This is a genomic window from Enterococcus sp. DIV0756 (assembly GCF_051710745.1).
GTDB lineage: Bacteria > Bacillota > Bacilli > Lactobacillales > Enterococcaceae > Enterococcus_A.
Window position 1 is genome coordinate 1,294,885 of record NZ_JBIOLF010000002.1, and the last position, 22,528, is coordinate 1,317,412.

Annotated in this window: 22 protein-coding genes; 18 read left to right on the top strand and 4 right to left on the bottom strand. The window is 39.2% G+C overall.

All coding sequences use genetic code 11. The features are described 5' to 3' along the window. Positions 1-47: 47 nt before the first annotated feature. From IGI44_RS22585 to IGI44_RS22640, 12 genes are all read left to right on the top strand, one after another. On the top strand, positions 48-1,514 hold the full coding sequence (locus tag IGI44_RS22585) for an ABC transporter permease (protein ID WP_438790157.1): 1,467 nt from the start codon (positions 48-50) through the stop codon (positions 1,512-1,514). A gap of 105 nt (positions 1,515-1,619) precedes the next feature. After that, positions 1,620-2,294 (top strand): ABC transporter ATP-binding protein, encoded by a 675-nt coding sequence (locus IGI44_RS22590; protein ID WP_438790158.1) that lies wholly within the window; start codon positions 1,620-1,622, stop codon positions 2,292-2,294. Further along, positions 2,287-3,759: a PASTA domain-containing protein gene (locus IGI44_RS22595; RefSeq protein WP_438790159.1), complete on the top strand. Its 1,473-nt coding sequence runs from the start codon at positions 2,287-2,289 to the stop codon at positions 3,757-3,759. The genes IGI44_RS22590 and IGI44_RS22595 overlap by 8 nt, the downstream gene beginning before the upstream one ends. 203 nt (positions 3,760-3,962) lie before the next feature. Then, positions 3,963-4,331 carry a hypothetical protein gene (locus tag IGI44_RS22600; protein ID WP_438790160.1) on the top strand — a complete coding sequence of 123 codons (369 nt, stop codon included), beginning with the start codon at positions 3,963-3,965 and terminating at the stop codon, positions 4,329-4,331. A 198-nt stretch (positions 4,332-4,529) separates the two neighbouring features. Next, positions 4,530-5,390: a PRD domain-containing protein gene (locus IGI44_RS22605; protein WP_438790161.1), complete on the top strand. Its 861-nt coding sequence runs from the start codon at positions 4,530-4,532 to the stop codon at positions 5,388-5,390. Between the two features lies 1 nt (position 5,391). Further along, the gene (locus IGI44_RS22610; protein WP_438790162.1) at positions 5,392-7,236 is read left to right on the top strand and encodes a beta-glucoside-specific PTS transporter subunit IIABC; all 1,845 of its coding nucleotides are present in this window, start codon (positions 5,392-5,394) and stop codon (positions 7,234-7,236) included. Between the two features lies 1 nt (position 7,237). Further along, positions 7,238-8,686: a glycoside hydrolase family 1 protein gene (locus IGI44_RS22615; protein ID WP_438790163.1), complete on the top strand. Its 1,449-nt coding sequence runs from the start codon at positions 7,238-7,240 to the stop codon at positions 8,684-8,686. Positions 8,687-8,689: 3 nt separating this feature from the next. Then, positions 8,690-9,469 carry a histidine phosphatase family protein gene (locus tag IGI44_RS22620; protein ID WP_438790164.1) on the top strand — a complete coding sequence of 260 codons (780 nt, stop codon included), beginning with the start codon at positions 8,690-8,692 and terminating at the stop codon, positions 9,467-9,469. A 273-nt stretch (positions 9,470-9,742) separates the two neighbouring features. Next, positions 9,743-12,028, top strand: coding sequence for a hypothetical protein (locus tag IGI44_RS22625; protein ID WP_438790165.1), 2,286 nt, complete (start codon positions 9,743-9,745; stop codon positions 12,026-12,028). 3 nt (positions 12,029-12,031) lie between these two features. After that, on the top strand, positions 12,032-12,568 hold the full coding sequence (locus IGI44_RS22630; RefSeq protein ID WP_438790166.1) for a hypothetical protein: 537 nt from the start codon (positions 12,032-12,034) through the stop codon (positions 12,566-12,568). Between the two features lie 22 nt (positions 12,569-12,590). Continuing rightward, on the top strand, positions 12,591-13,184 hold the full coding sequence (locus IGI44_RS22635; RefSeq protein WP_438790167.1) for a hypothetical protein: 594 nt from the start codon (positions 12,591-12,593) through the stop codon (positions 13,182-13,184). Between the two features lie 21 nt (positions 13,185-13,205). Then, on the top strand, positions 13,206-13,448 hold the full coding sequence (locus IGI44_RS22640) for an LPXTG cell wall anchor domain-containing protein (protein WP_438790168.1): 243 nt from the start codon (positions 13,206-13,208) through the stop codon (positions 13,446-13,448). Between the two features lie 56 nt (positions 13,449-13,504). On the opposite strand, the gene IGI44_RS22645 is transcribed toward IGI44_RS22640, so the two are convergent. Together IGI44_RS22645 and IGI44_RS22650 are read right to left on the bottom strand one after the other, a co-directional pair. Then, positions 13,505-14,122 carry an isochorismatase family protein gene (locus tag IGI44_RS22645; RefSeq protein WP_216408904.1) on the bottom strand — a complete coding sequence of 206 codons (618 nt, stop codon included), beginning with the start codon at positions 14,120-14,122 and terminating at the stop codon, positions 13,505-13,507. A gap of 207 nt (positions 14,123-14,329) precedes the next feature. Continuing rightward, the gene (locus IGI44_RS22650) at positions 14,330-15,196 is read right to left on the bottom strand and encodes a LysR family transcriptional regulator (RefSeq protein WP_438790169.1); all 867 of its coding nucleotides are present in this window, start codon (positions 15,194-15,196) and stop codon (positions 14,330-14,332) included. Positions 15,197-15,304: 108 nt separating this feature from the next. On the opposite strand from IGI44_RS22650, the gene IGI44_RS22655 reads away from it, so the two are divergent. From IGI44_RS22655 to IGI44_RS22665, 3 genes are all read left to right on the top strand, one after another. After that, on the top strand, positions 15,305-15,865 hold the full coding sequence (locus IGI44_RS22655) for a DapH/DapD/GlmU-related protein (protein WP_438790170.1): 561 nt from the start codon (positions 15,305-15,307) through the stop codon (positions 15,863-15,865). 80 nt (positions 15,866-15,945) lie between these two features. Then, on the top strand, positions 15,946-16,422 hold the full coding sequence (locus tag IGI44_RS22660; protein WP_438790311.1) for a cyclophilin-like fold protein: 477 nt from the start codon (positions 15,946-15,948) through the stop codon (positions 16,420-16,422). A 17-nt stretch (positions 16,423-16,439) separates the two neighbouring features. Beyond that, positions 16,440-17,306, top strand: coding sequence for an aldo/keto reductase (locus IGI44_RS22665; protein WP_438790171.1), 867 nt, complete (start codon positions 16,440-16,442; stop codon positions 17,304-17,306). Positions 17,307-17,351: 45 nt separating this feature from the next. Here the strand turns inward: IGI44_RS22665 and IGI44_RS22670 are convergent, their stop codons facing one another. Then, the gene (locus IGI44_RS22670) at positions 17,352-18,263 is read right to left on the bottom strand and encodes a WxL domain-containing protein (protein ID WP_438790172.1); all 912 of its coding nucleotides are present in this window, start codon (positions 18,261-18,263) and stop codon (positions 17,352-17,354) included. A gap of 351 nt (positions 18,264-18,614) precedes the next feature. On the opposite strand from IGI44_RS22670, the gene IGI44_RS22675 reads away from it, so the two are divergent. Next, a complete protein-coding gene (locus tag IGI44_RS22675; protein ID WP_438790173.1) occupies positions 18,615-19,304 on the top strand; it encodes a response regulator transcription factor in 690 nt (229 codons plus the stop codon). Next, positions 19,304-20,347 carry a sensor histidine kinase gene (locus IGI44_RS22680; RefSeq protein WP_438790174.1) on the top strand — a complete coding sequence of 348 codons (1,044 nt, stop codon included), beginning with the start codon at positions 19,304-19,306 and terminating at the stop codon, positions 20,345-20,347. Before IGI44_RS22675 ends, IGI44_RS22680 begins: the two co-directional genes overlap by 1 nt. 136 nt (positions 20,348-20,483) lie before the next feature. Here the strand turns inward: IGI44_RS22680 and IGI44_RS22685 are convergent, their stop codons facing one another. Continuing rightward, a complete protein-coding gene (locus IGI44_RS22685) occupies positions 20,484-21,077 on the bottom strand; it encodes a histidine phosphatase family protein (protein WP_438790175.1) in 594 nt (197 codons plus the stop codon). A 480-nt stretch (positions 21,078-21,557) separates the two neighbouring features. Here IGI44_RS22685 and IGI44_RS22690 point away from each other — a divergent pair, with 480 nt between their 5' ends. Further along, positions 21,558-22,214 (top strand): DUF2922 family protein, encoded by a 657-nt coding sequence (locus tag IGI44_RS22690; RefSeq protein ID WP_438790176.1) that lies wholly within the window; start codon positions 21,558-21,560, stop codon positions 22,212-22,214. Positions 22,215-22,528: the final 314 nt, after the last annotated feature.

Sequence of the window (22,528 nt, forward strand, 5' to 3'; positions counted from 1 at the left end):
TCACGTTTTCCAATCGTCCAAGTTTTCTGAAAGAAAGGAATACTACGATGAACTATTGGAAACGAGCGAGAAAGAGTATTTTTAGAACGAAAGGAAAATCTGTAATTCTTTTTGCTGTAATTTTTGTTTTAGGCAATGTGATTGCAGGTGCGATCGCAATTCAACAATCTACGGCAAATGTCGAAAAGAAAATGAAGCAACAATTAGGAGCGACAGTCGCGCCAGAGCTAGACCTAGACGAGCTAATGAAAACCAATGGTGATGGACAGGCGATGGAAACACCAGAGGGACTAAGCGAGGAAATGGTCAAAAAAATGGGCGCTTCTCCCTATGTGAAGGATTATGATTATAACTACATAACCTATTTAAACGTCAAAAAATTCAAAACCTACGAGATGAAACAAGAAGGCAATCTTCAAATGGATACGCCTTATAAATCAATGATGTTAAAAGGCAGCAATAACGTCACACCCATGGATTTCAAAAATAAAAAGGTCGAACTTGTTGATGGTCGCATGCTGACGAAGGAGGAACTGGAAGGGAATAAACCAGTTGCGATGATTTCTAAAAAGGTTGCCGACGAAAATGGATTGGCGGTAGGAGATCAGATGGTGCTTGATACAATCACTCTTTTACCCAAAGAGGATGGTTCGCTGGATTCGCAAGAGTCATCAGAGCACGGAATGAAGATTGTCGGATTGTTTGCGCCGATAAAGCTTGATAAAAAGAAAAAAGAAGGTCAAGGACAAGACGCGCTTAATAAGGAAATCATGGAGATGGACCAATTTAATACGGCGTATGTTCCGAATGGCCTTTCACAGGCGATCAATAAAACCGAGATGGAGAATCTGCCGAAGGAAGAGAGTGAAGAGCTGATTGAAGAAATTTCACCAGTCTTTAACTTGAAATCGCCAGATGATGTTGCGGCCTTTAAAAATGAGATCAAACCCTTATTACCCAAGGGCTATAAGGTGGTTGCTTCGTCTGATGAGTTCGACAAAGTCGGAGCGAGTGTCAAACGCCTATCTAAAATTTCTGGATATGTTGTCCTACTAGCAGTCTTAGCCTCCTTGATGATTATTTCTCTTGTGGTCGTTTTGTTTATGAAAGATCGCCGACACGAGTGGGGAATCTATCTATCTTTAGGAGAGCAGCGAAAAAATGTGATGAAGCAAGTAATTGCCGAATTAATGGTCATCAGTATTGCGGCTTTGTTAGTATCGCTTGTTACGGGGAATGTCTTAGGAAAAATCGTTTCTGAATCGTTGATTGCCGGAGATACGATGGATCAAGTCGCACAAAATGCAGGGAGTCAAGTATTTACAGCGGGATTGGGAACATCGGTTTTAGGCTCAAATCTAACCAACGAAGATGTCCTAAGTAATTATGAAGTTCGTTTTTCGCTTTCCTATTTTGTTACGTTTTTGGCTGCAGGAATGGGCACGATTATAGTTTCGGCAATTTTGCCACTAACTTACGTGACGCGGTTGAATCCCAAGAAAATTATGATGTGATATCGTCTGCTTTTCGGAGGCTCGAGTGGTTTTGAAAAGCGATACCGCAACAAAACCTCACATCAAGAGAATAGTTAGATTAGAACGAATTAGGAGGAATAGGCGATGGCAATTTTAGAAGCAAAAGAGTTGAGTTATTTCTATCAAGACGGCGGAATCCGTCGTATGATTTTGCAGGATACGTCAGTTAAATTTGAGAAAGGACAATTTTACACTATCTTAGGAGAATCAGGCTCGGGAAAAACGACCTTTTTATCATTAATCAGTGCTTTGGATGCACCTACCTCAGGGGAGATTCTTTACAATGGCGAAAATATTCAAAAAATAGGCTATGAACGCTTTCGTCGAGATGATGTCAGTATTATTTTCCAAAATTACAATTTGGTTCCCTACCTAACAGGCTTAGAAAATGTTTTGGTGGCTATGTCGATTACTGACAATGAAATGCCCGATAATATTACCGATATCGCCTATAATCTTTTGGATTATATTGGTATTAACAAAGCAAAGGCAGATCGTTTGGTGAATCAGCTTTCAGGGGGCGAGCAGCAGAGAATAGCTATCGCACGAGCGTTGGCAACCAATGTAGATATTATTTTGGCGGATGAACCCACCGGAAATCTAGATGTCGGTATGGAAGAAGAAATCGTTACGATATTTAAGGAATTGGCTTCTATTCATAATAAATGTGTAATTGTTGTGACGCATTCGAGAGAGTTAGCCAAGCAGTCAGATGAGGTTCTGTATTTAAATCAAGGTGAGCTGTTACCGTATGAGTGATTTTCTATCAAATTTTAATGGCAGTAATTACAACCATCGAAAGCAGGACAAAGAATCACAGGGGGAAAAACCGACTAGAAGAAAACCAGCAGCTGAAGCTAAAAAAAATTCAGAAGCTGACAATCAGTCACCAGAACCAATGCTAAAACGCAGAGCAAATCTGCCAAATGAGAATGAGGAAATTGATCATTCCTACAAAAAGAAAAAGAAAAGAAAAGGACGCTTATTGATTTTATTAGTCGTTGCCAGTTGTCTATTACTAGGACTTTTCTATTATCAGCAAACACATGTGAAGGTTCCGAATTTTGTCGGCAAAGAAATATCAGATGTCCAAGTTTGGGCAACAAAAAATAAAGTAACGCCGAAGGTCAAACAATCTTATAATTCTTCAAAAGAGGCGAACACGATTTTAGCTCAAGGACAAAAAGCGGGTTCACGGTTAAAAAAAGGTGGAATTCTGCCAATCACTAACAGCTCAGGCCCCAATCCTGAAGAAAAAATTCCTTTGCCCGACTTTACGAAAATGAATAAACAACAGGCTGAAAGATGGATCGAAGAAAAAAAAGCCAGCAATTTATCATTGATTGAAGAATATAGTGACACTGTGGAGAAAGATAAAATGATCCGTTCGGAAATTGCGAATGCGGAGGTAACGCCAGAAAGTTATAAACGAAAAGACGCCGCAAAGGTCTACTATTCCAAAGGGAAACAAACCTATCAAAAGGACATAAAAGTTCCAGATTTTCAGAGAAAGACACGGGGAGACGTTGAAACCTGGGCCAAGAATAATGAAATTGAATTAACCTATACCGAGAAACCCTCAAATGATATTCCAGCTGATAGTATCATTGATCAAAGTATTGCGAAAGATCAAAAAATCGCTAAAAAGGATAAAATGCAGGTGACGGTTTCTCTAGGTAAAGGCTACGTCGTGCCAAATTTCTCGGAGTATAATCTGGAGGATGCGGCCTCTGCTTTAGAAGGAGTCCACATTCAAGCAAAGGGTATTTATACGGAAAACTTACCCTATGGTCAGTTAGTTTCGCAAAGTGAAGAAGCTGGAAAGGTCTTGAGTGCCAAGGATAACTTAACGATCAAAGTATTCTACTCATTGGGGCAGCCCTATATGAAAGATTTGCGCGGAACCATGGTGGAAGGCGGACTACAAAAATACTTCCACGATGAATTTCAATCGAAGGGCGCAAATATCAACTATGTTATTCGACGGGTTGATTCTGATCAGCCGAAGGGAACCGTTGTTGGAATGAGTCATTACAGCGATTATATTCCGCTCAATCTGACCGTTTCCATCGATATCAGTTTAGGAAATTTAGGCTCAGCACCTACTAGTTTTCCGAATAATACTGGCGGTGACAACGGTGGGACGGACAATAATGAGAGCGGTGGGCAAAATACCGGAGCTGAGGCTGGCGGAGGAAGTCAAACTTCTCCAGCTAGTGAGTAAGTCATGCTAACAATGGCAGGTTAAGCATTATCTCTTTTTTTTAATAAAAATAAATAAAAATGTTTAAACCTATTCGAATAACATCTGAATAGGTTTATTTATGTATGGCTAAAAATAATTATTTGCAATACAGTGATAATTATATTAATATTAAGTCATGAAAAATGTCATTTATTTGTTTTTGTTAGACGGAGGTTCAAACAATGGATGGTACAACGAAGGAACAAGACAAGATTCGCCACATGACCCTGTTCATTTCACTCTTGTTATTACTAGGCAGCGTCGGAAGTTATCTGCTTTATCAACAGTTTTATCAGACGGAACTTCGAGTCACTTTTGTCAGTAAAAAAGTGTTGCCTGAAGCAAAAGCGGAAAAAAAGCTTCCTAGAACCGGCAGTACTAATCATAGCAATCGTAAAAACAATGCAGGCAGTGAGGACACTAATGGACTGCAGCAGGACCCGCTAAAGCAAAAGGCAAGCGTGAATGACACATATCTTCAAAGGACGATCCCTAAATATTCCGATCCGAAAATTTTTCGAATAACCATTGAAAATGAGTTGTTCAACTGAGAAACCGACGCAAAGAAAGCGTTGACATTGTGAAACTTCTCCTTTACAATAATTGGTGAGAAAACTTAAATCAAAGCAACGGTGGTAGTTGCTGCTTTGAGTATGTTACTGATCATGCAGGCAGAACTCAAATTACCTAAGGATAAATTTGCTATCCTCAGGTAATTTGAGTTTTTTTGTTTGAAAGGAGGGGAAAACATGATCATCAGTCAGATTTTGAACAATAATGTAGCCATTGTAAGAAAGGGCAGCAATAACCAAACGCGTGGAAATGAAGTCATCGTTTATTCAAAGGGTGTCGCATTTAAGCGTAAAGCAGGGGATACCATCGAGGAAAAGGACATTCAAAAAACCTACGTCCTAGATTCCCACGATAAACTGGAGCATTTCAGCTATTTACTTTCTAATACCAAAGATGATTACCTTCAGATCGTAACCAAGACGATTGAATATGGTGAGAAAGTCATTAAGAAAAATGTCTCTGATTATCTTTATTTAGCACTCCTTGACCATATTGACTTTGCCATCAAACGCTTAGAAAAAGACCAAATCGTCAAGAGTCCATTAGATTGGGAGGTACGGAAGTTTTATCCAGACCACTATAAGATCGGACTTTACGCTGTGGGATTGATCGAAGAAGTCACCGGGCTAAACTGTCCCAACGAAGAAGCGGTATCTATCGCCTTGCACTTTATCAACCTGCAAACCAAGGGCAGTGAAGATGACAACATGATGAAAATGATGGAGGCTGTTCGCGATATATTATCGATTATTAAATACCACTTTCGGTTGGATTTTGAAGAAGAAAGCATCAATTACATTCGTTTGGTCACTCATTTACAGTATTTTATCGTACGTATGTTTAAAAACGAGGCCTTTACATCAAATGAGACTGAGCTGAATCGACAAATTCGCAAACTTTATCCAGAAGCCTATAGCTGTGTGAATAAAATCCGGATTTACGTCCGAGATACGTTTGAAAAGGAGCTGTCCGAGGATGAAGAAGCGTACTTGATGCTTCATATCCAACGGGTCGCAAAACGAGAAGAGGGGAATTAAAATGAATTATGAAAATTTTTGTAACCAGCTGATTGAATTAGTCGGCGGGAAAGAAAATATCCAAAGTGTGACAAATTGTATGACGCGTTTGCGTTTCAAGTTAAAAGACCGCAATCTCGCTAAAACAGAGGAAATCAAAGAACTGCCTGATGTGATTGATGTTGTTTCTAATGATGTGGCTTATCAGGTCATCATTGGAACACAGGTCCAGGATATTCGACCGGAGATGAATCAGATTCTAGGTTTGAGCGGAGAAGGTAATAATTCCACCCCGGCTGAAAAGGAAAAACCTATTACGATGGCGCTGCGAATTTTATCCGAAGCAATGGGACCAATCCTGATCCCGATCATGGCAGCCGGGCTGTTGGCTGGGATCTTGTCCTTGATCTCATTAACCGGGCTCGTCTCTGCGGAAAGCTCAACCTACCTGATCTTAGATGCGATTCGTCAATCGGTATTTTTCTTCCTGCCAGTTTTGATCGCTATTTCCTTTGGCCGTCAATTAGGGGTAAATGAGTATTTAGCAGTGACGATCGCCTTGACCTTGATGTCAGATACGATCAATGGCGCAAAAGGATTGGATTTTCTTGGGCTAAAATTACCGGAAACGACCTATTCAAATTCCTTTTTCCCAATCATTTTAAGCATCATTTTTATGAAGTATGTCGGTAAAGCGTTAGACAAGATTATTCCTAAAGCGTTGCAATACTTTTTCTGTCCAGTTTTGACCTTGATTATCACATTACCAGTGACTTTGATTTTATTCGGACCGATGGGAACGTATATTGGGGATATTTTGAACTTTGTCTTTGAATTTGTCAGCAACACCCTAGGAAGCTGGAGTGTTGTGATGCTGTATGCAGCCCTTCAACCATTCTTGATTACGATTGGCGCTGGAAACTTTATTATTCCAATTTTCATGAATTCTTATGCAACATTAGGGTATGATCCAGTTTTTACACCTGCTTGGATCATTTCGGATATCGCGGTGTGTGGAGCTGTTCTTGGCTATTTTTTCCGTTCAAAAGACAAAAAGCAAAAACAATTGTTTGGAACAACTGCTTTTAGTGCTTTCATGGGTGTGACAGAACCAGCTGTCTACGGGGTGTTTGTAAAATATCGTCGTCCCTATTTAGCAGTAATTATTGGGGGTGGGCTCGGCGGATTATTTGCTGGCGTGATGAAGGTTGTCGGTTATGCCCCAGTCGGATTGTTCGGGATTGCGTCATTTATTGGCGAAAATAATTATCAAAACTTTTATATGATGGTGATCGCTGTCATTATTGGTTTTGTAGGCGCGGGGATCGCGGCGTTCATCTTAGGGATTCCAGAGGATGACAAAGTCAACGCGAAACCAGCAGAACCCGTTGGGAGCAATGCGGAAGCAGTGACAAAATTATTGATCAAAGCCCCTGTCAAAGGAAAAAATGTCGCTTTGAGCAACGTAAATGATAAAGCATTTTCTTCTTCGGCGTTAGGAAAAGGCTTAGGAATCGAACCTGAAGAAGACCTGATCCATGCCCCAGTCAATGGTGAAGTCGTTAGTCTTTTCCCGACGAATCATGCGATTGGAATCAAGACAGAATATGGAGTAGAGCTGTTGATCCATATTGGTATCAACACGGTCGAATTAGATGGCAAGTATTTTGAAGCATATGTAAAACAAGGCGATAAAGTCTCTGTAGGCGATAAGATTTTAAAGGCTGATATGGCAGGGATTCGCAGCGAGGGGTATGATCCAGTCGTGATCACAGTCATCACCAACACCGCGGATTACTTGGATGTGTTGCCAACAAATGATCCAAGCTTGAATAGTAAAGAAGACTGTTTGACAGTCGTTGTCTAAAATGGAGGTAGGAAAAGTGACGAAACTAGCAAAAGACTTTTTATGGGGTGGCAGTATTGCGGCTCATCAATTAGAAGGAGCCTGGCAAGAAGACGGGAAGGGTCCTGCGATCATGGACTTTGCGACTTCCGGATCGGTGAATACGCCACGAGAATACACAAAGACCATCGAAGCCGATAGACACTATCCTTCTCATGAAGGGATTGATTTTTACCATCGCTACAAAGAAGATATCAGACTATTTGGTGAAATGGGCTTTAAAAGCTTGCGAATCTCAATCGACTGGTCGCGGATCTTTCCAAACGGCGATGATGCTGAACCAAATCAAGCAGGGATCGCGTTTTATCAACGCGTGGTGGACGAATTATTGAAATACAACATCGAGCCGATCGTTACCCTGTACCATTTTGAGCTTCCGATGAATTTAGTCACGAAATACGATTCCTGGAAGAACCGAAAAGTCATTGATTTTTACTTGAAATTTGTTGAAACGATGGTGAATGCCTTGAAGGGAAAGGTCAAATATTGGGTGACCTTCAATGAAATGAACCATATTGATCCGCAAACTGAGGCTTCTGATATGTTCACCTATATTTTAGCTGGTCTAAAATACAGCGAGCTGGAAGGCAATAAAAAAGAAACCTTGGCGGTGATCGGTTACAACATGACTTTAGCTGGTGTCAAGGCGACAAGGCTGATCCATCAGCTTGACCCAGACAGCCAAGTTGGTTGCGTGTTTGGCATCACACCAAAGTATCCAGTGAACTGTGATCCGATCAATGTCATGAATGCCTTCAAAGATATGGATCGCGACTTTTATCAGATCGATGCGATGTGTAACGGGGAATTTCCAAAGTACAAGCTGAGAGAATATGCGGACATGGGCATTGATATCGATATGACTGAAGAAGACAAACAAGCCTTTGCGGAGGGTCAGCTTGATTATATCGGTATGAATTACTATATGACGGAGGTTACCCGCTTTGAAGGGAGCGATACGGACGAGGACTCGTTGTTTGGCGGTGTCCAAAATCCTTACCTTGAAAAAAGCAAATGGGGCTGGGGCGTTGATCCGATCGGCTTGAGATATCTGTTGAACTACACTTATCGGCGATACGGCTTACCAATTATTATTTGCGAAAATGGGCTGGGCGCATACGATGAGGTCGGTCCAGACGGAGTCGTTCATGATGACTATCGGATCGATTTTTTACAAAGACACTTGAGCGAACTGAAAAAGGCAGTAGAAGAGGACAAAGTCAACTGCTTTGGCTATTTGATGTGGGGGCCGATTGATCTCGTTAGTGCGACAACTGGTGAAATGCGTAAGCGTTATGGCTTTATCTATGTCAATAAGCACGATGATGGCACAGGTGATCTAGCTAGAACGCCGAAGGATTCATTCTATTGGTACAAACAGCTGATCGAAACCAATGGGGAGGAACTGTAAAAAATGAAAAAAGTATTCGGGACATTGCTGATAGGGTTGTTAGGAATAGCATTGGTCGGCGGCTTGGCAAAAAGTGAAGAGGCAGAAGCCGCAAAGAAAAATGAAGAGGTCACGATCTATTTGATTCGGCATGGCAAGACCTTCTTTAATACAACGGGACAGGTTCAAGGCTTCGCGGATTCACCCTTGACCGATAAAGGCATCAGCCAAGCGAAAAAACTAGGAACAGGCCTAAAGGACATCAAATTTGATTTAGCCTATTCCAGTGATTTGGGTCGCCAACGCAATACCGCCAAGCTGATTCTTTCAAAGAATGAACATAAGAAACCTAAACTGATCGAACATGATGGCTTCAAGGAATGGAACTATGGCGGCTATGAAGGCAAGACGGACAAAGAAATGTGGACGCCAATTTTTGAAGCGAATGGCTTCAAAATGGATGATGACTGGTCTGATTATGATAAACTGGTCGACAAGATCGGCGATGATGGAATCGCTAATACGATCGCGGAGAATGATCCTTTGAAAGTAGCAGAAAATTATGATGAGATTACCACTCGCGGTCAGGCGGCAATGGATAAGGTCATTAAGGATGCGAAGAAAAAGAACGCGGAGAACGTCATGATCGTTTCCTCTGGCGGAATGATTCCAACCTTACTAGAGCTACTGGTGCCCGATGCCTACAACGGGGAAATGATGGAAAATTGTAGCGTAACGACCTTAACGTATAAAAACGGCAAGTATAGATTAGATAAAATCGGAGATACGCAATATATTGAATAAAGTGAATTTCCACACTGATTAATTGGTGTGGAAATTTTTTTTATATATAATTCATGAATATAAATTATTTGCTAGTAAAAAAATGTTTAGTAGTTAGCGATAAGGACACTTATATGTTCTGAAAGTCTTAGAAAACACCTGTTCTAATTGAATCAAACATATTATTTGCGTTATTTATCTCATCATTATAATATAAAATTAATTAATAACGATGATTATTTTAAATTAATTTTAATTTAATTATAAAAATAATAAAGGAGGTATGCTGAAATTATGGCTTTGCTTAAAAAACTGGGCGGCTTAGTAATAATTTCCCAATTATTCCTCAGTGTCGGTAATCCATTGGTGAGTGCAAATGTGGAGGATTCGTCGCAAGAAAAATCAAGTAGTAAAACGCAATCGTTGAATGACAATAAAAATCTCAATAGTTCTGAAGCATTGATCAGAGGCGTGGAAGAGAGTGGGAGCGCTAACAAAGACAATACAAGTTTTACGGAAGATTCACGAACTAAAGAGGTGCCTTTGAAAGATGAATCGACTCTCATTGACGAAGAAGAAGCAATAAGAAATGAGAATGAGGCTTTCATTGAAAACGGACAAGAGGGAAATGATACGGGCACCGCTCCGTCTGATGAGAGATCGACTTTTGCAGCTGAGCAACAGAATACTGGAGATGGAACGGAAGCAAGTCCGCGAATTGTAGAGAATGAAGAGGAATTGATTCAAGCAGTCGTAACCGACAAAGTAAGCTATGTTAAATTGGCGGATGCGCCAGTATCAGCTCCGAATCAAGTATTTGATCTTACTAAAAGCGGAAGAATTAAGATTCCAGGGGATATTACGATTGATGGGAACGGACGTACCGTCTCCTATACATCGACTAGGGCCTTTGAAGCTAACGTTGCCGGAAGTTACATAAAATTCAAAGATATTACCTTTGGTTCACCAGATTTTTCTGTACCAGCAGACGATTATTATGGTTTTTGCCAAGTATTGAGTAAAACAAACGTGACATTAGAAGTTGAAAATGTAAATTATTATTCAAATAAAGGTGCACAGCCATTCTACAACCAAAATACTGGAGGCACGATTGTATTTTCAGGGAGCAATAATTTTATTGTGAATGCTGGTTCATCATCACAGGAGTTTGCGGAATGTAGCCAGTTTCTATTCAAAAAGAATAGTCAAACAACGGTGAAACATAATACCGGGCAACCTCGTGCCATATGGGCTACTAGAGCCTTTCGTTTTGAATTGGAAGAGAATGCTGTTGTCGATTTCGATACGACTGGTTCTGATTTTGTTGGGCTTCCTACTGATGGTGGGGAGGTAATCGTGGGAAAAAATGCAGACCTTAAGATTACTGGGCAAGCAGATTATATTTACACTTCTAACACCCGCAGTTTTGTGTTCAACATCGCAGAACAAGCCCAAACGAAACTATCATTTGGCAAACCAATTAATATTAATGCAAATTCGACCTTCAACGTTGGAAAAGACGCGACTATTGATTTTTCAGTAACAAACGACAGTCGAATTTTTTATAATCGTCTAGCACCTACCAATTTTATTGTTGATAATGCGTATCGTATGTCTTTTGCAGTGGCTAAAGCAAGTACAACAGCCTTGTTATACACGGGTATGACGTTTGAAAAATTTAACCCTGGTGTAACGAGCTATGGAATTACTGCCAATAACGAAGCAATCAATACAGTTATCGATGAGGGGGACATCATTACTTCACAAGGTTCAGATTTACAACTTTCAAACACGATAACCAATAAAACTGATTTTACGGCTGATGAGAAAACAATGATACGAGAAGCCACTCGGTTGGTCTTCCAACGCTTACCGACACCTACCTCCATTCAAAATGTCAAGAAGGTAGTACGAGACACAAAAGCGGTATTCAATTTATCAGAGTATTTAACTAGTGGAAATAAGTTAAATGGAGCGGTATACCAGCTTTTCGATACGAAACAAGACACGAATAATTTTTCCACAGAAATCAAAAAAGAAGAGATCGGACTACCGATTACTTCAGAGGTAACCTTTACTGATTTAGATTCTGAAAAGAACTATTGGCTCTATGTTCAACTGAAAGCAGAATTTTCGTCAGGAGATAGTACATGGTATGAGGTTCCTTTCAAGACTAAATCTAGTGTGATGTCAGTAACCATTCCTGTGTCCATGTTTTTTAAGACGGAAACAGATGAAGATGGCAGTCAAATAATCCAATCACCTGGTTATGGGATAGAAAATAACAGTGCGTATCCAGTAAGCATTGATTTGGCGGGATTTGAGGAGAAAGAGAAGTCTGACATTCAATTAGTAGATCAACCTGATTCCAATAATTCTAAAGGATTGCTGCTTCAGCTTACAAAAAATCACGAGTATTTAACTACCCTTAGCACGGGCCCGTTAAATATCCCTATAGGTAAGCTTGATACTGATGAAAACAATGAGTTGCGATTTACAGGAGAATACTACGGGTCAGCTGGAAAAGAAATAAATGTGAAGTACAACATGACCATGAATTTTAAAAAAGCGGAGGATTAGAACATGGAAGAAATCGAAAAAAGACCGGAAGAGCAAAAACGAAAGAGACTTCTTTTACTCTTACTCTTGCTTTTATTGCTTGGTGTCGGCGGGTACTTTGTGTATCAACATTTCAATCAGCCAGAGACACCTGTCACAGTAGTGAGTGGGGAGTTTTTACCCGAAGGAAAAGATGCGAAAGAAATCTCAGAAAAAGAATTGCAGAACATGGCACAAAAGAAAGTCGACGCTAGTCAGTTTAATATGGTGATCGCACCAAACGTGACTGTTACTAAGGATAGGAACAGCAATCTGTTCATTCAAAATCCTAAACACAATGCAAATCCAGTGAATGTTGAGATTCGATTAAAAGATTCAGATGAGTTGGTTTATACCTCGGGGGCAATACAACCGGGTTATGAAATAAAAGGGGCGACCCTAGAGAAAGAATTAGGGGAGGGAAGTTATCCGGCAACAGCACTTTTTAGTATTTATGACAATGCCACAAAAGAAAAACGCGGACAAGTCGCAGCAACAGTTACTTTTACTATTGAAAAATAATTATTCGGAAGGAAGATGATTTATGAAAAAAATGATTAGTTTATTGGCTTTATCAAGTATGATGTTAATGGCGGTACCAGTGAGTGCAGTGGATCAAGAAATAGTCGGGGAAGGAACAGGAGATATTCCAGTCAACGGGACCTTAGGAATGGATAATACAGATCCAACAGCACCGATCGTTGAAGGTGAAGACTCTTGGATTAATGTAAGTTTGCCAACTGAAACGATTTTTTACAGTACGAATACAGAGAAAGATGCTCCTATTACTTCTCCTAAATACACGATCACTAATAATTCTGGTCGTCCTGTAGATATTTACTATAATGGCTTAACCTCGAATGGAACATACGATGATATTAGCTATAATTTGAATCTAAAAGGATTTGATTCAGATCTTGCAATTAGAACGGTGAAGGATTTATCGGTTAATCGTTCGAAATTGATTACTTTGGCGAATGGGAAAGGAAACATGGATGAAGCTGGGACAACTACAGGGGAAAATACAGTTAAGTATGAGTACACGGGTAAAGTGAATGAGGAACTGACTAACAAGATTCAACACAGTTATACCATGACACTTGAATTTGAAGCAGTTGATTGGACTGCAGCACCTTAATCCTATTAGGAGGCTTCACAGATGAAGGAGAATATTCAAATAACAGGAATCTTAAACATGCCTGTTGAGTCGTCTGTTCCAGAGCCTGAGGCAACTTCCCCAAGTTCAACGCCTAAAGAAGTGATCCATGCGTCAATTCGAAATGAAAGCTATCCTCAAACAGGCGAGATAAGACAAAATGAGCTCATTGTTGCAGGAATCTGGTTGTTGCTTATAGCACTGGTGATTCTGCTAAGAGAGCAACTAAAAGCTCAGACTAAATAAATGATTAAAAAAATAGCTGTGCCGATTTTCCGGCACAGTTATTTTTTTCGTGGAGATTATCTTAAGTTAGAGAAAGCACCAAATTTAGTCATTAATTCATCAAAGCCAGGAACAGTGTCTTCACGATTCCAATCCCGTTGCAATTCGCAAGCCAATTGGGCAATCGACGTTAATTGTGCCCCTGCTTGTTCGACACGGCGTAGTGCTGTTTCGTGGGCAATTGTTGACGTTCCGCCTACCGCATCAACGATTGGGTAAACTTCGTAGCCTTCTTTTAACGCATCCAAGGTTGGGAAGGTTAAACAAGCTTCTGTCCATAAAGCCAGTATCAAGATTTTTTTACGTCCCGTTGCTTTGATCGCTTCATTATATTCCTTGTCTTCCCAAGCATTGATGGAACTGCGATCATAAGATGGAACATCTTCACCGACCGCTTTTTTCAAGACAGGAATAGTGTCTGTGTTCCAGCCTTTTTCAACGTTGACGGTAGAAAGGACGATGGGGATATTATAAAGTTTAGCCAACTCGATAACGATTTCTGTGTTACGGATCAATTCTGAACGATTCATAGAATTGATAGAGTTGATTTGGGTCGGTTGATAGTCGATCACAGTTAACACAGTATTTTCTGGTGAAAGCAATTCGTCTTCGGTTCTTTTAGCATAGCTAGTCATTCTATCCACTCCTAAATTCAAATAGTGAATTTAACTTTTTTCCAATAGAAAAGTTAAATCTTTTTGTTCGCTTAACGAGCCCTTCATGCTTACTTTTTTATTCTGCGCAAATAGTTTGGCTATTTGAAAAATAACTAGTAAATAAAAAGAAGTTATTCGAACAGGTCTATTGTACTGCTTATACAAAAAAATCACGAAGATTTCGTTTTAGGAATTCGTCAGTTTCTCCAGAAAGAGCGCTGCCGCATTGGAAAATATTTGTTTCTTCTTCCAAATAATACTGATGGTGGAGGTTAGTGCCGGTTCAAGTGGAACAAAAACTAAGTCACTGTCTTTTGTCTGAATGATTCCTTCAATACAAAAGGCCACACTTTTCCCAGCCTTAACCAGTAATGAAGCATTGTAAAGTAAATTATAGCTTCCGACGATCGAAAAATTATTCAAATTGCCTCCTAACCATTCCGCCAACTGGTTGTTTACGAGTGTTTGACTAGAAATTAATAAGGGCTGATTTTTTAAATCCGCCGGTGAAACGTGCTCTTTTTCCGCTAAGGCATGTTTTTGATTGACTAAGATACCCCAACGGTCAACGATAGGTAAGGGGACATATTCGTATTTTTGTTTTTCAACGGGATCAATGACTAAGCCAAAATCCAGTAAGCCTTTATCAATCTTGTCCTTCACATCATCTGCATTGCCACTATACATATGGACCTTAATATCAGGATAGCGTTCCATTAAGTGATTTAAAATATCTGTTAGAAATTGAAAAGCTTGTGTCTCGCCGCCACCGATTAAAATATCTCCGCCAATGACTTCGTTCTTTTGTAAATTTAAGGTAGTCGTTGAGACTAAGGACAAAATTTCTTTGCCACGATTTTGCAAATAAACGCCATCTTCTGTTAATGATATTTCGCGATTTCCTCGAATGAAAAGTTGTACGCCCAACTCTTCTTCGAGGTCTTTCAATTGTTTTGATAAGGTGGGTTGTGAAAGATGCAAAACCTCCGCCGCTTTACTAATGGTTCCTTCTCTGGCCACAGTTAAAAAGTAATTCAACACTCGTAATTCCATAGTCGTCCTCCTATAACTAAAAGTAATAGTTGAGTATTCTATATAAGTATTAGTCATTGATAGTATAGCGAAGTATACTAGTCTCAGCAATAAAAGGAGAGGATTACAATGAGTAAACATGATTTTTTAGCAGCGATTCAAGAAATCGAGATTTTACCGGGGTCTTCTATCTATAAGGAGATCCATGAGTTAAAGGCGGATAATGAACAATTAGTAATGGAAATGAATAGCGACTATCTTACACCTGAAGGAATGAGGAGTTATTTAGAAAAAATCACAGGTAGAGTCATCGATGAGTCTGTGACCATTTCTCAACCGTTCTATACAGATTTCGGAAAACATATCTCTTTTGGAAAGGATATTTTTATTAATCAGAATGTGATGTTTGTCGATTTAGGCGGTATCGTGATTGAAGATCATGTCTTGATTGGGCCAATGACCCGTATTATTTCCGTCAATCATTTGAAAGAACCCAAAAAACGTCGCGGGTTATCAGTTGCTTCGGTAAAAATCGAAGAAAATGCGTGGATAGGAGCGAATGTTACGATTCTTCCTGGAGTAACCGTGGGTAAGAATGCCATTGTTGCAGCGGATTCGACGGTTACCAAGGATGTTCCGAATAATGTGATCGTTGCAGGCTCACCAGCGAAAGTCATCAAAGAAATTTAGTTGACTCACTGCATAGAGGTCAAGAAGTAAATCAAATAAAAATTCTATTATCATAAAAGCTTTTAGGATGTATGGGGGTGATGAAGGTGAAACGTTTGCAGATTATTCTATCTATGTGTCTGTTCAGTGGGTTACTGACTGGTTGTTCGTCTGGGGATTCACCAAAACCAACATCAAGCCCGGCAACGTTTACTAGTGAAAAGGAAAATCGAAAAATGCTGGAATTACGCATAAATGGTCAAGTTTCTGCTCTAGAATTAATGAATAACTCAACGGTGAATGAACTGTTGAGCGTTTTACCGGACACCTTTACCATGCAGGATCTAAATCAAAATGAGAAATACTTTGAGCTTCCGCAAAATCTTCCCACGCAGCAACAACGTGTTGAGGAGATCCAAAAAGGAGACGTCATGTTGTACGGTGAAAACACATTAGTGATTTTTTACCGATCCTTCACTACTAACTATTCTTATACAAGGATCGGTCGAATCGGGAATAGTGATAAACTAGCGGATCGATTAGGAGCGGATGCAGTTTTAGTCGAGAGAATTAACTAAGGAAAAGGAGAGAGACTATGTTAACAGAAACATTCACCTTATCAAATGGAAATGAAATTCCGAAAATCGGATTTGGCACTTGGAAGCTTCATGCTGCGGCAGCAAAAGAAAAAGTTCTCGAAGCAATCGAGGTAGGCTATCGTCACATTGATACAGCACAAGCTTATGGCAATGAAGAAGCCGTTGGTGAGGCAATCAAAGCAAGTAAAATCTCGCGCGATGATCTGTTTATTACGACAAAGCTTGCGGCAGAGATCAAAGACTATGCGGGAGCCGTTCAAGCAATTGATGACTCTCTAAAAAAAATAAAGCTTGAATCTCTCGATTTAATGCTCATTCATAGTCCAAAACCGTGGGCCTATTTTCAAGAAGAGGATCATTATTTTGAAGGAAACTGCGCCGCTTGGCAAGCGTTAGAAGAAGCTTATGAAGCAGGGAAAATTCGAGCAATTGGCGTTTCAAATTTTGAGATTATCGATCTAGAGAACCTGCTTCAACATTGCAAAATTAAGCCAATGGTCAATCAAGTTCTCGCCCATATTGGCCAAACACTCGTTGAAGTAATCGACTATTCCCAAAAAAATGGGTTATTGGTTGAGGCGTATTCGCCGATTGCCCATGGTGCAATGCTGAACAGTAAAACGATTACTACGTTAGCCCAGAAATATCAAGTATCGATCCCGCAGTTGGCAATCCGTTACTGCCTGCAATTAGATCTTTTACCGTTACCCAAAACGGGAAACAAAAAACACATGGAAAACAATGCAGATGTTGACTTTACTATTTCTGAGAGGGATATGCTGAAGCTGAAAGGCGTTGTAAGTGATTTTGATTATGGAAAAGACAATGATACACCTGTCTTTCGTAAGGTTTTAGGAAAATAGAAAAGCACCTGTCTCATGAAGAGGCAGGTGCTTTTAAGTTAACAATTATTGATTATTGATTGCACCGCGGTTAGCATTGGCATTTGCCATATTTGCTTGTGCGTTTGCATCATTTGCGAGTGTCCAAACAACATTTGCTTGGTAAACTCCCGCTTGGATATTTTCATTCTTATTGATCTTCAATGTGGTTCCTTTTTGGTCAATCATTACTTTGGTTGTATCCATGCCAGTTCCTTTAGCAGCAGTTAAGACAGGTTTTGCTTCGCCGTTCATGCTATCTAAGCTAGTTGATGTTCCTTCAACACCATTGTCACCAGTTAGTTTAAGGTTCAATGTAGCGTTCAAGGTGTCACCGTCTTTGTCCATTAATGGAGTAATAGCAGCGAATAATGACCAGCCCATGCTCTTATCACTCATAGTTTTGTCGTTGATTTTGATTAAGCCATCTTTATTTCCATCGAAGGCCATTTTTTCAGCGCTGGTTCCTTTTTCGACTTTGTAGCTATCAGCCATCAAAGTAACATCGCCCTTTTTAATATCCTCTTTCTTCGTATCACTAAAAGCAATATTTGGGACACCATCTAACCGAAGTTTAGCGGCATCAGGTTGTTTACCAGCTTTTGCAGGTTCCAATTCAAAGGTTGTCCCTTTTGAAGTTTTAGAAACCTTTACTTGAATGGTAGAGGTTGCGCCAGCAGCACTTGTACCAACACGTGGACCAATGTACATAGAACCACCTGAGAAGTACCCTTTGCCAGCTTCAGGCATAGAGATATTGTATTTTTTTGCCATTGTGCTGCCAAGAGCGGCGCCCATTGGATTCCGTGTTTCTTTTTCCCCTTGTGTGAAGTTGGCTGCAGCATGTACAGTCGTTGAATCTGTTTTAATAAAACCTCCTAATGCGATACTGCTTAGGATAGTGACGGCTGCCACTGCTCCAAATTTTCTTGACATCATAGTAAAGACCCCTTTTTTATTTTGTTTGTTTCGCTTAACGGGTATTACTTTACTTCTGTCTGAACCAAAAAACAAAGAAACTGTTCCTTAACCAAATCATAAGTCGTTTGAACGAAAAGGGTTTCTGTTACTATTTTTTGCTTATACGAGTTATTTTTGGTCAAATATCTGAAGGATTCCCTTGTTTAGTTGGCGAAAATAACTAGTGAATTTTAAAGAGGAGAAAAAGCAGTTTAAGTAAATTGAATGAATCACTTAAGAAACAGTTAAGAGTTGTTTTAAATGAATTTACGAGTAAATTGAGTGCATTTTCGTTCAGACTAGATTAGTATAGGGCGAGAGGTGGATACTATGCAAAAAATACTAGTTGTGGATGATGAAAAAGCGATATTGGACATTGTCTCACGTTATTTAGCAAGAGAGGGATATAAAGTTTTTTCTGCCAGCAACGGTAAGGAAGCCTTAAGCTTCTTTCAGAAGGAATCATTGGATTTAATTATTACGGATATCATGATGCCAGAGATGGATGGTTATGATTTTATTGAAAAAGTGCTTGAAAAAAATGAAGAGACACCATTTATCTTTGTTAGTGCCAAAGATCAAGAGAAAGATAAAATTTTTTCTTTGACCTTGGGAGCGGATGACTTTATCACTAAACCTTTTAGTCCACGAGAGTTGACGCTGCGGGTGAAAAATATTTTACGACGTGTGGGGAGCAAGGAAGAGCGCACAAAAAATACGGTTGAAGAGGGTCCATTCAAGATTAATGAAGAGAAGTTTCAGGCTTCATTATATGATCGATCCTTAGAGTTATCGATTAAAGAGTTTCAGTTACTTCTATTATTCTTGAAAAATCTTGGTAAAGTATTTCCAAAATCCGAGTTGTACGAAAAAATTTGGCAAACGGACTATTTAGATGATGCGAATACTTTAAATGTTCATATTCATAGTTTAAGAGAAAAGTTGGAATCGGCGGCAGACGGGTTGCCTTATCCTCATATCCAGACTGTTTGGGGCTTAGGCTACAAGATGGAGGAATAATGATGAAATTACGAAATATGTTGATTTTATCCTTTCTCTCATCGAGTATCGTCGTGATCTTGATCGTCTGGTTTAGTATTAGCAAAATGTATTTAACTGATTATGATGGCTATTTGATTATCGGGATTACGATTTTAGCAAATATTTTGGGAACGGGTCTTGGCTTATTTTTGTTGCGAAATACTTTCCATTCATTAAATAAGTTAAGCCAGCAGACTAAAGTAATTAAAGAAAATCAATTTACGGAGATTCAGTTGTATCATGCACCGAAGGAACTGGAGACATTGGCTGATGATTTCAATGAAATGGTTGCTGCGTTGTCAGATAGCTTTACAGCGCTAGAAAAAAGCGAACAGGATAAAAGTAATTTAGTAGCACAACTGGGACATGATATCAAAACACCGATTACTGCAATAAAAAATCAGATTGAAGCAATCCAAGATGGCATTATCTCGAAGGATGAGATTGACCAGACTCTTGAACAAATGGCGTTTCAAATCGAACGGTTGAGCTCTTTCACTAAGCAATTGATGGAGGTCGCTGTGATGGAAAAGGCAACGACACAAAGCTCGGTGAATCAGGAAGAAAAAATTTGGCTGGATCAATTTTTACTAAAACTGCTTTCCAGCTTTGATTATGTATTGAGAAAAAAACAACAAACACTCACTCTTGAAGTAGATCCGCAAGTGAAAACTCTGACAACTGATGAAGGAAAACTTAATCGAATATTGACTAATTTGATTGAAAATGCCAGTAAATACTCGCTATCACAGACAACGATCTATTTGAAGATCGAGAGACGAAATGAGCAGATACTGTTTTCGATCAGAGACGAGGGGATAGGTATCAAGGAGGCGGAGCAAGCAAAGATTTTTGATCGGTTGTATCGTGTCGAAAAATCTAGAAATGCTGAAACCGGCGGCTCGGGTTTGGGTCTTTATATAAGTAAAAGTTTGGCCGAGCAACTTGATGGTAAGCTAGAAGTAATAAGTGAATATGGAAAAGGAAGTTTATTTCAATTATTCTTAAAAGATAAGAAATAGAAGAGGTTACGTCAGAAGTAGTCAGCCTCAAGAAATATCAGTTTCTTTCCGAAAAGGCTGCTTAATGAGTTGCTGTTTCTTCGTGAAAAAGAGCTGTCCCAAAAGTCTAAAGGCTTTTGGGACAGTTCTTTTTTAGTTATAAAATACTCAATTTCGTCGCCGGATCAACAATATCCTCTAAGTGAAATTGTCCATCTATATATTGAATGATAAAAATCGCACAATTAGGGTATGCCCGAATCAATTCGTCCTTGTTTTCTTGTTGAAGGGTTTGAAGAAAACTGATACAAGCGCCATTATGAGAGACGGCCAAGACTTGTTGATGGTCATCATTTGCCATTATTTGATGTAAAGTAGAACTCACACGTTCCTGCACAGCCGATAGGGATTCTCCGCCAAATTGGGAGTAAAAGGACTCAAAGTATTCGGCCCCATTCGGCTGTAAAAACTGAGGCTCTCCCTCATACAAGCCATGATGCATTTCCTTCAACCCCTTCAATCGTTGATAATCTTCACGTTCAGTAACGAGTTCAAGTGTATCACTGGCACGCTCTTGGGTAGAGGCATAAAGATGATCAAACTCGATATTATTTTCTTGAAAATACTCGCGTGCCAACTTCGCCTGTTGGATACCCTTCTCTGTTAATGGCGAATCACAGGCACCTTGAACCTTTTTTAAGACATTAAAGAGTGTTTCTCCATGGCGCATTAAATATAGCTTCTTTATCATTTTTTTCCTCCATTTGGTTTGCTAACTAAAGTTTAACAAATCCGCGTAAGAAAGATCTAGAAAATTTCCCTTTTTTAGACTTCGTTTATTCCGTACGTTCATACTATCGGTTGTGTTAGTAGCTCACAAAAAGTAGTTACTCGAGTTATTTTATAACGGTTTATTATTTTAATAAGGAAAATTTTTCAGTTTTAATATAGTAAAAAAAAATTGTAAGAACGTTTTTTAGATTCTGGTCTAATATACTACTATTGTTCAATTGTGAATTGCCCTTATTAGTAGACATAAAACAATTATGCTGTTGACATCGTTTCGATTTGAGGATTAAATTTTAACTATTAGTAAGAAAAAGAAGAACTCTTACGAGATGAATGCCCATTTTCAGTGTTCAATGATTCGTATATTTAAATCACTGATGATTGAAGGTGACTGTGTTCGTGAGAGTAATTGTAGAAACCAATAAGTGTGAGGGGGATAATTATGCTGACATTAGAGGCAATATTTGAAAATGGTGAAGGGAAAAAGTACCGTTGGCAACTACATAATTTAGATACAAATAATTCTGCAGAAGAAATCAATGTTTTTTTAGAAAAATTAACAAAGCTAAAGGTGGTTGAAAACGACGGAACACAGTTGTTTCACAAGCTTGTTCGCGCAAAGTTCGTTGAAACCATTGAAACGAAAATTTTTGATGAGAATGAAAAAGAAATAATAGCCAAGCAGGAACCTGTTTGGTTGTCACCTAAAAACCCAAAAGTGAGCAAAAAAGACGTTACTATCCAAATCATTGAAGATTCGGAAGAAGAAATCATGCAAATAGGGCTCCTTCTACCTGATGGATTCGCCATCACTAGGTTATCAGACGAAGAATTACGCACAATCTTTGTCAGTAATTTACCTGATATTGTTTCTGCAGAGGAAATATTTTCTGAGGACGAAAAAGAACCACTAAAAGACAAAGAAAATCTATCAAACGAAAAAAAGATTTCTGACTCGGACATGCTATTGGACGAAGAAAAACAAGCTGTGGCAAATAAGCTGGAGCAAGAGAAAAATTTAAAAAAGGAACAAAAAAAGAAAATCCATCAAACAAAACGAAAACTGTGGGAGCGATTTAAAAAACATAGAAATAAGTAAGAAGGACGAAGTGACCCAACATTAGTAAGGGTTACCTGAGCAAATGGATGTTCATTTTGATCCAAAAGAGAGTCAAAAACATAAGTTGCTACTTTAAAAAAGATCGTTCACTATTATGAAGTGTCTATGAATGCTAGATAAGCCTAATTACTCAATTCTGTACAAAACAGGCCTGTTTTTCTCATTGGGAAGAAAGGCAGTAAAACAATGGTTTAAAAGCTTTTATATTAATGATGCAACAATTTTTTTAGAATATAAAGTGACTGTGGATACTGATTGATCTTTTTAGCGTGTTTTTTTATCTTTTGAACCCT